The organism is Hymenobacter profundi, from assembly GCF_019334315.1.
GTDB lineage: Bacteria > Bacteroidota > Bacteroidia > Cytophagales > Hymenobacteraceae > Hymenobacter > Hymenobacter profundi.
Map to the genome: position 1 here is coordinate 24,827 of NZ_JAHWGL010000047.1, position 10,492 is coordinate 35,318.

The window sequence follows — 10,492 nt, forward strand, 5'->3', positions numbered from 1 at the left end:
CCCAACGATTCCCTTGCTTTTTCATTCCCTTTTACCCCCAATTTCCTAATAACCATGGCAGTTCTCGTTGGCAAACGTGCTCCTTCTTTCAAGGCTACGGCCGTTATCGACGGCGAATTCGAGGAAGAGTATTCTCTCGACCGTTACCTGGGCAAGAAGCACGTATTGTTCTACTTCTACCCTTCCGACTTCACTTTTGTGTGCCCCACCGAAATCCTGGCCTTTCAGGAGCGGCTGGCTGATTTCGAGAAGAAAGGCGTAGCCGTGGTAGGCTGCTCCACCGACTCGCACTTCTCGCACTTTGCTTGGCTGAATACTCCGCACGACCGGGGTGGCATTGAGGGCGTAACCTACCCGCTAGTAGCCGACGCTACCAAAACCATTGCCGCCAACTACGACGTGCTGGGCGGTCATTACGATTACAATGAGTCTGGCGAAATGATTTTCGTAGGCTCACCGGTTGCATACCGCGGCTTGTTTCTGATTGACAAAGATGGCATTGTGCGTCACCAGCTCGTGAACGACGGCCCGCTGGGTCGCTCCATCGACGAAGCAATGCGCATGGTAGACGCCCTGCAACACTTCGAGAAGTTTGGCGAGGTATGCCCCGCCGACTGGGAAGAAGGCAAGCAAGGCATGCAGGCCACGCAGGAAGGCGTTTCGAATTACCTGGGCCAGCAGGGCCGCTAATTCACCCCTTATTAGTTGCTTTCGGCAAAGCCCTGGTCCTGCTGGACCGGGGCTTTTTCGTGGGGCAGCCGGAACCCGCTACTTTTGCAGAAACCACCAGCGCGTTGCTGGTTTTTCTTATCTGTTATTTCCGCATTTGCTGTTGAGTTTTCTGTATTCCGTTGCCATGTATTTGTATGGCCTGCTGCTGCGGCTGGCGGCTCCCTTTGTGCCTAAGGCGGCACAGTGGGTAGGCGGCCGCAAGGCTTGGCACACCCGTTTGCGCGAGGCGCTCCAGCACGAAACGGCGCCACTGGCGTGGTTTCACTGTGCTTCGCTGGGCGAGTTTGAGCAGGGCCGGCCACTCATAGAGGCTTACGCCCGCCAGTATCCCACGCACAAAATCGTGCTAACGTTTTTCTCGCCCTCGGGCTACGAAGTGCGCAAGAACTGGCCCGGCGCGGCCTATATTCTATATCTACCTTTGGATACGGCCGCCAATGCCCGCGCCTTTCTTGACTTGGTGCGGCCCCGGCTGGCAGTGTTTGTGAAGTATGAATTCTGGCACCATTTCCTGCGGGAACTACAACGCCGCCAGGTTCCTACCCTATGCGTATCCGCTATTTTTCGACCCGAGCAAGTCTTTTTCAAACCCTGGGGTGGCTTCTTCCGTGATATTCTGAACCGATTCACGCATATTTTCACGCAGAATGATGCTTCGGTTGAGTTGCTCCGCCAAGCTGGCATTCAGCAGGCGAGCGTGGCCGGCGACACGCGCTTTGATACGGTAGCACGCACAGCGGCACAACCGCCCATTCCTCTACCCCTCGTAGATGCTTTTCAGGTCGATGGGGCGTCGGTGATGATTGTGGGTAGCAGCTGGCCCGAAGACCTGCCTACCCTCACGCCGATATTCCAAAGTTACCGCCAAGAGCTACGCTTTATCGTGGCACCGCATGAAATTGGCGAGGCCAATCTGCGGCAGGTAGAGGCGGCGCTGCCGGGCCAAGTGGTGCGCTACTCCACCGCCACGCCGGCCACCGTGGCGCAAGCCCGCGTGTTGCTCATCGACAACGTAGGGCTGCTCTCTCAGCTCTACCGTTTCGGTCAGTTTGCCTACGTGGGTGGGGCCTTTGGCAAAGGCCTACACAACACATTGGAAGCGGCGGCGTTTGGCTTGCCGGTGTTTTTTGGGCCTACTTACCACAAGTTTCAGGAAGCCGTGGAATTGGTGGCGCTAGGCGGCGCGTTTCCTGTGCACTCAGCACAGGAGCTGGAAAAGGCGCTGCTACCCCTGCTGCGCAACGAAGCCGCCCGCCTAGTCGTGCAAGACCTCAACCTGGACTACGTATTTCAACACGCCGGCGCCACCCAGCGCATTATGGCGTGGCTTGATGGTGAACTAGTGAGTGATAATAAAAACCGTTTATCATCCTGAGCTTGCGAAAGACTTTCTCACGGTAGAACGACAGACGTACCAACGACTCGTTCTACCGTGAGAAAGTCTTTCGCAAGCGCAGGATGACAATACTGTATTACACTTACTATCACGCATTTATTCACTCATTCATTCAGTTACTCGCTGTGGTAGGTATTGTTGTTAAATCAACTGGGTCTTGGTATTTGGTGCGCGATACAGCTACTGGGACGCTGCACCGCTGCCGACTGCGGGGCAAGTTCAAGCAGAAGGGCCTGAAGGTAAGCAACCCGCTGGCCGTGGGCGACCAGGTGGAGTTTACGGTGGAGGAGCAAACCGAAGGCGCGGGCGTGATTCATCACATCGAGCCGCGCCGCAACTACATCATCCGGCGCTCGGTGCATAAAACGGAGCATTCCCACATTGTAGCCGCCAACCTCGATCAGGCGCTGCTGGTGGTCACGCTGGTATCGCCGGCCACGTCGTTCGGGTTCATCGACCGGTTTCTGGTTACGGCGGAGGCGTACAGCATTCCGGTCACGCTCATCTTCAACAAAGCTGATTTGCATGACGACGACCTAGCCGATTATCAGCAGCAGATTGGTAAAATGTACCAACGCGTGGGCTACCCCAGCCTACTCACCTCGGCCCAAAGCGGGGTAGGCGTGGCCGAAGTTGATGCTTTGCTCGATGGTAAAACCACGCTGCTTTCGGGGCACTCCGGGGTAGGAAAAAGCACGTTGATCAATGTACTGGTGCCCGATTTGGACTTGAAAACTGCTGAAATCAGCCAGTTTTCTGACAAAGGCGTGCATACCACTACCTACGCCGAAATGCTGGAAGTGCGCCCCGGCACCTACCTGATCGACACGCCCGGCATCAAGGAACTGGGTCTGGTGGACGTGCAGCCAGGCGAGTTGGCGCACTTTTTCCCGGAGATGCGCGCCCTGCTCAACCAGTGCCGGTACCACAACTGCCGCCACGTGCAGGAGCCGGGCTGCGCTGTTATCGAAGCCGTGGAAAAAGGCCGCATTGCCCTACCCCGCTACGACAGCTACCTAAGCATGCTCCACGACGAGGATAATCGACATTGATTGAGCTATTGACATTTAGGAAATACACCCAAAGGGCGCTTGTTGGGCTTGTTTTGGATTAGGTGAACATGCGGAAGAAAGCCTCTACCTGTCTTCCTATCCCTCTAACCGAAACTGAAGTTGCTGATGAACAGCCAGCAGCAACTAGCGTAGGGAATAAGTTAGAACAAGAGCTAGTGGCTGATAGCCAACAGCTAAAAGCATCATAACATGGTCCACTGCTTCTTATTTGCACCTTTCGCAGACGCCGCCCGGCAGCGGCAGTACGAAGCAGTATGCGAGGTATTGGAGGCCGAAGTAGCTGCCCCTACCACGTTGCTACTAGGGAATTTAGATGTCGCGGGTATTGCCCTCGATGCCGTGGTAGTGCGGCCGCGCAGCATCACAGCGTTAGTACTGGAACCTGGGAGCGGCCACCTGAGCGTACCTACCCTGGAGTACGGCGCCTGGAAGCTAAATGGCCAGCCCCTACCCAGCCGAGCGGCAGCCGATAATCCGTTTGACCAATACCAACAGCAACAAGCAGCGCTGGCGGCTTGGCTGAGCAAGGAGCTGCATCGACCAGCGGCCGAGCTACCGCCCCTTACGGGTATGGTACTATTTGAAGCGCCGTTGTCGTTTGGGCCGGAAGTGGAGCGGCAGCTTCGCCACTATCCCGGCGCCGGGGATTTCCAACTCCTAAGCAACGCGCAACTGCTGCCGCGCCGCTTGTGGCAGCTGGCGCACCCAGAATTACTCCTGGCCGAACACGAGCTGCTGGCCTGGGCTGACCGCCTGACAGCTCTTTACCAAGACGAAGACCCCGCCAACGAAGCTACCCCAGCAACGAATGCAGAAGCCGATGGCTACTGGACGCGCAAGCTACGGCAGCTTTGGGGCTGGCTGGGCGCTGAAGACGTACCCGCCGATCCGCCTTACGGAGCACCTTCGCCTACCTCGCTAGCCGAGCAACAGCAGGAACAAGTGCGGCTAGAGCAGTTGCGGCGAGAGTTGCAGCAGCAGCTTGCGCAGCAACAGCAAACCGCTGCTGCCCGCGAGTCGGTGCAGGCGAAGGAGCTGGAACAGCTACGGCAGCAGGTAGCGCAAGCCGGTCAATCGGATGCGGCGCGGCGGGCCGAGCAACAGGAGCAGGCGTTGGAAGAAGCATTGCGTACCGTGCGCGCTGAGGCAGCCGCCCGCAATCAGGAATTGGACGCCCGCATTCAACAGCTCGGCCAACTCCTGGAACAACTGCGTCATTCAACCCTAACTCCTGCTCCTACCCCAATGGTCGAAGTACCGCTGACGGTTTCGGCCCAACCTCAACGCCCTAGCGCTTCACGCACGCCGCCGCCTCCTGGGCGTGTGGCTAAATCTCAAAAGCTGGTTCGTCTGGAACGGGTAGCCCTGCTGGTGTTGGTCTTGCTACTGGGTCTGGTAGCAGGCATTTGGGGAGTGAAACATTTCACCCGCCCCACCACGCGGCCGCACGCTCCTACCAGGTCTGTTCGACACAGAACACCTCCTGTGGAGGAGGAGGTTATGATGGCCCCTGATTCCGCCGAGACAAGTGATTCCGTTGAAACACTACCTGCTTCGCCCGAGCCAGCTATACTAGAAGAGGAGGAGTTGGAGCCACAGGACCCAGACCAAATCATGCACACGCCGTCCGACAGCATCGCCCGTGCCCTTCAAAACGAGTAACAGGCGGTCGACAGTCTCTTTTCGCGCTTCCTGCGTATACCCAGCCATTTGCACCTTCACTTTTCACAAAGAAAATGGCTGAGAAAATTGCCTTTCTGGGCTTGGGCAGCATGGGCGCCGCCATGGCGACCAACTTGCTAAAAGCCGGTTTTCCGCTCACCGTATACAACCGCACGGCTAGCAAAGCCGAGCCACTCCGGCAACAGGGCGCTACCGTAGCCGCTACCCCTGCTGAGGCTGTCCGTGAAGCCACGGTTGTGTTTACGATGGTGACGGATGATAAGGCACTGGAAGAACTAACCATTGGCCCCGAGGGCTTTCTGGCGGCCCTACCTCAAGGTGCTATTCATGCTTCGTGTAGCACTGTAGCCTCCGACACCAACCGCCGTCTGGCCGAGGCGCATCAGCAACATGGCTCTACTCTGGTAGCCTCGCCCGTATTTGGCAAGCCCGACGTGGCCCAGGCCGGTAACCTGTGGGTAGGCAGCTCTGGCCCCACCGAAGCGCGGCAGCGGCTGGAGCCTTTGCAAGCGGCTTTCGGCCAAGGCACCTATTCATTCGGCGACGATGCTGGTGCTGCCAGCGTAGCCAAGCTTTGCGGCAACTTCCTACTCGGCACCGTGATTGAGGGCATGGCCGAAGCTCTCACCTTGGCCGAAAAAGCCGGTCTCGATCGGGTAGCCTTCTACGAAATGCTTACCAGCACGCTGTTCAACAATCCCGTCTACAAAAGCTACGGCAAGCTGATAGCCGAGCGCCACTACCAGCCCGTGGGCGCCCCACCCGCCATCATTCGCAAGGATATGAACTTGGTGGTACAGGAAGCTTACAAACAGGGGGTACCCATGCCCTTCGCTAACATCATCCGCGACCAACTCACCGCAACCGTCGCGCTCAATGAACAAGATGTTGACTGGGCCAGCTTCGCAGAGCGCGTGGCCCAAGGCGCTGGGCTGTAGGGGCGCGTTGCACGCGCCTCTCACAACAAAAAAAAGCCCAGCCGAAACAGCTGGGCCTTTTCAACCAATCAGGAAATCGTTGATATTATTGAGCGGTGGGCAGCAGCACACCGTCGATGACGTGGGTTACGCCGTTGCTGGAAATTACATCGGCAGTTTGCACAGTAACAGGTGCGTCTTTTCCGTTGCTGATCATCACTTTACCACCTTGCACCGAGATTTTTACTTTCTCGCCATTCATGGTGGTCAGTTCCTGCCCGTCTTTGAGGTCAGCGGCCAGCAGGCGGCTCTGGATAACGTGGTAGGTGAGTACACCCTTCAGCTTTTCCTTGCTTTCAGGCTTCATCAAGCCAGCCAGTGCGCCTTTCGGTAGCTTATCGAAGGCGGCGTTGGTGGGCGCAAATACGGTGAACGGACCGGGGCCGCTTAGGGTACCGTCGAGGCCAGCAGCTTGCACAGCCTTCACCAGCGTGCTCACGCTAGGTGCCATCACAGCATTTTGCACAATGGATTTGTCTGGCGTCATGGGTACGCCATCTACCAGCACGCCCTCGGGCTTGCCCATGCGCGACGAGTCGTTGGGCATGGTAGCTAGCGTGTCGGTCATCGCCGATTCGGTGCCGGGGGCTTCCGTGGTGGTGTCAGCACCCTTGTTGTTGTCGCAGCTGGTCAGGCCAAACCCTACCGAGGCAACAGCGCAAAGCGCCAGAAAGGAATTGCGGAAAGTCTTTTTCATGAAGACAGGAAACGAAATGAGGGTTAAGAAAGAAAGTATGTTTGGCCCGAAAGCCACCGCAAGCTCGGCTACGGTGGCCGTTCTACCAAATACCTACGACAAGGAATTGGCCACCGGATTTCCTACCCCCGCAAATTGGTTACTTTTGCAGGGCTGCCACTTCTTCGGTAGGTATTCTTTCCACCCATCTAATCTTCCGTTTTCCATATGAAAACCGCTGAAATCCACACCAATAAGGGTATCATGAAAGTAGAATTCTACGAGCAGGACGCCCCCAAAACCGTTAAAAATTTCACCGATCTGGCGCAAAAAGGCTTCTACGACGGTCTGAAGTTTCACCGCGTTATCCCCAACTTCGTGATTCAGGGCGGCTGCCCCAACTCCCGCGATGGTGCCAAGGGCACACCCGGCACCGGCGGCCCCGGCTATAAAATTGACTGTGAGCTGACCGGCGACCACCAGTATCACGAGCGCGGTGCTCTGAGCATGGCCCACGCCGGCCGCAACACGGGGGGTAGCCAGTTCTTTATTGTACACGACCGCCAGAACACCGCCCACCTTGACCGAAACCACACTGTATTTGGTAAAGTGGTAGAGGGCGTGGACATAATCGACGAGATTCGCGCCAACGATACGATTGAGAAAATTGTAGTGAACGAGGCGTAGCTTTCGGTTTCTAATTTCTGATAAAGAAGGCCTGCCAACTTCGTGTTGGCAGGCCTTCTTTATTTTAACGCCCGCTCAACTAGCTAGCTGGTCTCACGTACATGACAGTATAACAATGCTTTTCACTTATGAAATTCTTTCCTAAAACAATTCTCTTTGCTTTCCTATCTGTTGCATCACTCAGCAGCTGCTCTGTCTTCCGATCCGACGTTAACTCGAACAATCCGGTAATAGCCGAGCAAGCTCAACGGGTAGAAGGTTTGGAGCGAGACATTGACAGCCAGGAGCGCATTGTTGATGCTGAAAAGGCAAAACTGAAGTCTATGGAATATCAACTGAAGGCAGCTAAGCAGGAGCTGAAAGCGCGTAAGTTGTAATTCTCTCTTTCTATTACAGAAAAGGCCCAGTCTATCAATAGCCTGGGCCTTTTCTGTGTGCATTAGGATGGGTCTCCTACCCTACCGGCGCTTGCGCTTGCGCGACGACTGGTAGTCGTCGTCATCGTCGTCGTCATCCCCGAAGTTGGGCATAGTGAACATGCTGCTGAGCAGGTCCTTGAACTGCGCGCCGGCCGTGAGGCGGTTGCGCGAAATCAGGCTGTGCTCGGCCATACCGTGCAGGGCAAATTCCATCCAGAAGTAGCGGTTCTCCTTGCTCAACTCGCTGGGTACGCTCTGTTGCACCAAGTCTTGCAAACCCGGCACCACGTCGAGCACCTTGCGGTAGTCTTCGTCGGAAGCATCGTGTAGCAGGTCGATGGTGCGCGAGCCAAACCAGTCCTGGATGGACTTGTAGGGATTCGGCTTGTCTTTCTGCTTCTTCGACTTTTCAGGGTCGGGGAAGTAGTTTAGGAATTGCGTGCGTAGGGCCTTGCCCATCAGCTTTTCGGCCACAATACCGGCGCCTTCCTGTTCGCCTTCGTACACCAGCTCTACCTTACCCGTTACGGCAGGCACGGCTCCTACGAAGTCGGCAATGCGCACGTACGTGTTTTTCTCACCGTTGATGAGCGCCCGGCGCTCGGCGGCGGCAATTACCTGCTCGTAGGCCGAGATAGTAAGGCGGGCCGACACGCCCGACTTAGCATCTACATACTCCGAGCCGCGGGCCTCAATGGCCACCTGCTCCACCAGGTCGTGCACAATTTCGTTGGTGGTCACTAAGCCTTTTTGCTCCTCTTTAATGCGAGCTTCTTGCTTAGTGATACGCTTACCAATTTCGATGCTCTTGGGGTAGTGCGTGATAATCTGCGCGTCGATACGGTCCTTCAGCGGCGTTACGATGCTGCCACGGTTGGTGTAGTCTTCGGGGTTGGCAGTGAAGACGAACTGGATATCCAGCGGCAGGCGCACCTTGAAACCGCGAATCTGAATATCACCTTCCTGCAAGATGTTGAAGAGCGACACCTGAATACGGGCCTGCAAGTCGGGCAGCTCGTTGATAACGAAGATGCCGCGGTGCGCACGCGGAATCAGACCGAAGTGAATCACCCGTTCGTCGGAGTAGGGCAGCTTCAGGGTAGCGGCTTTGATGGGGTCGGCGTCGCCGATGAGGTCAGCTACGGATACGTCGGGGGTAGCCAGCTTCTCGGTGTAGCGCTCGTCGCGGTGCAGCCAGGAAATGGGCGTGTCGTCGCCTTTCTCCTCAATGAGGTTGCGGGCAAATACCGACAGGGGCTGCAAGGGGTCATCGTTCAGCTCCGAGCCTTCCACCACGGGAATGTACTCGTCGAGCAAACCTACCAGCAGGCGAGCAATACGAGTTTTGGCCTGCCCCCGTAGGCCCAGCATGTTGATGTGGTGCCCGGCCAGAATGGCGCGTTGCAGGTCAGGAATAACGGTTTCCTCGTAGCCATAAATGCCAGGAAACACTTCTTCTTTGGAGCGGAGCTTGGCAATCAGGTTGTCGCGTAGCTCCTGTTTCACAGAGCGGGGCTGATAACCAGATTGTTTTAGCTCGCCGAGGGTACGAATAGTGGGTACGTTCATATAGAAGGGAAAGTGCCAGGAAAGCTTCGCGCTGCATCGGCCAAGCCATAGTAGGGCAACTGAAGCATACAACTGATTCGCTAGGACATTGGTTTCGGGCTACCTCAGTTGCCCCCTGAAAATTATAGGGTGGTGCATATCTTTTTCCTTTCTACATGAGAACTTCTTTCAGTATATAAGCGCTATATTGTATTTATAAAATATAATTTGTGATTATATGAATAAGATTGTAAAAATTGGGGGCGCTGTGCTGCTAGTTATCCTTGTAGCAGTACTCGGGCTTGTGGTGTGGGTGCAGGTGTATGGCGTGCCTACCTACGAGGTGCCCACCAGCCAACTGCCTCCCCCTGTGGTAGCGGCTACCCCTATCCAGGTAGACTTGGGGGAGAAACTGGTTACGGCTAGCTGCGCCGATTGCCACCTCAATCGACAAACCAATTCACTATCTGGTCATCAACTGCTGGATATTCCGAAGGAATTCGGAGCGGTTTATTCGGCCAATATCACCCAAGATAAAACGCACGGCATCGGCAACTGGACCGATGCGGAGGTGGTGACGCTCCTACGCACCGGTATCGGGCGCGACGGGCGTTATCGTCTCATTATGCCGCATTTCGTGCATATGTCGGATGAGGACATGAGCAGTATGCTGGCCTTTCTGCACTCTGGCAGCCCGTGGGTGAAACCCGCGCCTACCCCTACCCCCGCGCAGCAGCCTTCATTCCTGCTTAAAGCATTGGCGAATACGGTAATGAAGCCCACGCCCCTACCCACTCGCAGCATAGCCCCACCCAAGCCAACCGAAACCATAGCTTACGGCCGCTATCTGGTAGTGGGCCGCTACCAATGCTTCGAGTGCCACTCCAAAGACTTCAAAACCAACAACGCGGAGCACCCCGAGCAGTCGGAAGGCTACCTGGGTGGCGGCAACCAGCTAGTCACGCTACAGGGCCAGTCCATCTACTCCCGCAACATCACCGCCGACCCCGAAACCGGCATCGGCACCTGGACCGAAGCGCAGTTTGGCCAGGCCATGCGCTACGGCATGGCACCTAGCGGCCCTATACAGAACCCCATGCCCAAATACTCCCGCCTGACCGAAGAAGAAGTGCACGCGCTGTATGCCTACCTGCAATCGGTGCCCAAGATCAAGAATGCCACGGCGGAAGATGGCGTGCGGGTAGCAACGCGGTAAGAACCTTGCTGTCATCCTGAGCGCAGCGAAGGACCTTATCACGCTTGAACGACTAGCACTAGGTAATTAGCATTTACCATTACTT

10 protein-coding genes are annotated in these 10,492 nt (G+C 56.2%); 8 read left to right on the forward strand and 2 right to left on the reverse strand.

Annotation, left to right across the window (positions count from 1 at the left end):
* The first annotated feature begins 54 nt into the window (after nt 1-54).
* The 5 genes from KYK14_RS12155 (at nt 55) to KYK14_RS12175 (ending at nt 5,822) form a co-directional block, all read left to right on the forward strand.
* Nucleotides 55-690, forward strand: a complete 636-nt coding sequence (locus KYK14_RS12155) for a peroxiredoxin (protein ID WP_185283413.1) — start codon at nt 55-57, stop codon at nt 688-690.
* Between the two features lie 136 nt (nt 691-826).
* Entirely contained in the window at nt 827-2,107 is a 1,281-nt protein-coding gene (locus tag KYK14_RS12160; RefSeq protein WP_343217095.1) for a 3-deoxy-D-manno-octulosonic acid transferase, read from the forward strand.
* 146 nt (nt 2,108-2,253) lie between these two features.
* A complete protein-coding gene (rsgA, locus tag KYK14_RS12165) occupies nt 2,254-3,180 on the forward strand; it encodes a ribosome small subunit-dependent GTPase A (RefSeq protein ID WP_185283412.1) in 927 nt (308 codons plus the stop codon).
* Between the two features lie 210 nt (nt 3,181-3,390).
* Nucleotides 3,391-4,863: a hypothetical protein gene (locus KYK14_RS12170; protein ID WP_219159131.1), complete on the forward strand. Its 1,473-nt coding sequence runs from the start codon at nt 3,391-3,393 to the stop codon at nt 4,861-4,863.
* A gap of 74 nt (nt 4,864-4,937) precedes the next feature.
* Nucleotides 4,938-5,822, forward strand: a complete 885-nt coding sequence (locus tag KYK14_RS12175; protein WP_219159133.1) for an NAD(P)-dependent oxidoreductase — start codon at nt 4,938-4,940, stop codon at nt 5,820-5,822.
* 85 nt (nt 5,823-5,907) lie between these two features.
* Here the strand turns inward: KYK14_RS12175 and KYK14_RS12180 are convergent, their stop codons facing one another.
* The gene (locus tag KYK14_RS12180) at nt 5,908-6,558 is read right to left on the reverse strand and encodes a fasciclin domain-containing protein (protein WP_219159135.1); all 651 of its coding nucleotides are present in this window, start codon (nt 6,556-6,558) and stop codon (nt 5,908-5,910) included.
* A 207-nt stretch (nt 6,559-6,765) separates the two neighbouring features.
* Here KYK14_RS12180 and KYK14_RS12185 point away from each other — a divergent pair, with 207 nt between their 5' ends.
* Complete coding sequence (locus tag KYK14_RS12185; RefSeq protein WP_185283407.1) at nt 6,766-7,224, forward strand: peptidylprolyl isomerase; 459 nt, start codon at nt 6,766-6,768, stop codon at nt 7,222-7,224.
* A 128-nt stretch (nt 7,225-7,352) separates the two neighbouring features.
* A complete protein-coding gene (locus KYK14_RS12190) occupies nt 7,353-7,601 on the forward strand; it encodes a hypothetical protein (RefSeq protein ID WP_185283406.1) in 249 nt (82 codons plus the stop codon).
* A gap of 81 nt (nt 7,602-7,682) precedes the next feature.
* Here the strand turns inward: KYK14_RS12190 and KYK14_RS12195 are convergent, their stop codons facing one another.
* Nucleotides 7,683-9,212, reverse strand: a complete 1,530-nt coding sequence (locus KYK14_RS12195; RefSeq protein WP_219159137.1) for a sigma 54-interacting transcriptional regulator — start codon at nt 9,210-9,212, stop codon at nt 7,683-7,685.
* A 217-nt stretch (nt 9,213-9,429) separates the two neighbouring features.
* Here KYK14_RS12195 and KYK14_RS12200 point away from each other — a divergent pair, with 217 nt between their 5' ends.
* Complete coding sequence (locus KYK14_RS12200) at nt 9,430-10,407, forward strand: c-type cytochrome (protein WP_219159139.1); 978 nt, start codon at nt 9,430-9,432, stop codon at nt 10,405-10,407.
* Nucleotides 10,408-10,492: the final 85 nt, after the last annotated feature.

Coding starts and splice junctions, on each gene's coding strand:
- KYK14_RS12155 (WP_185283413.1), top strand. CDS start 55: ATGGCAGTTCTCGTTGGCAAACGTGCTCCTTCTTTCAAGGCTACGGCC.
- KYK14_RS12170 (WP_219159131.1), top strand. CDS start 3,391: ATGGTCCACTGCTTCTTATTTGCACCTTTCGCAGACGCCGCCCGGCAG.
- KYK14_RS12175 (WP_219159133.1), top strand. CDS start 4,938: ATGGCTGAGAAAATTGCCTTTCTGGGCTTGGGCAGCATGGGCGCCGCC.
- KYK14_RS12180 (WP_219159135.1), bottom strand. CDS start 6,558: ATGAAAAAGACTTTCCGCAATTCCTTTCTGGCGCTTTGCGCTGTTGCC.
- KYK14_RS12185 (WP_185283407.1), top strand. CDS start 6,766: ATGAAAACCGCTGAAATCCACACCAATAAGGGTATCATGAAAGTAGAA.
- KYK14_RS12190 (WP_185283406.1), top strand. CDS start 7,353: ATGAAATTCTTTCCTAAAACAATTCTCTTTGCTTTCCTATCTGTTGCA.
- KYK14_RS12195 (WP_219159137.1), bottom strand. CDS start 9,212: ATGAACGTACCCACTATTCGTACCCTCGGCGAGCTAAAACAATCTGGT.
- KYK14_RS12200 (WP_219159139.1), top strand. CDS start 9,430: ATGAATAAGATTGTAAAAATTGGGGGCGCTGTGCTGCTAGTTATCCTT.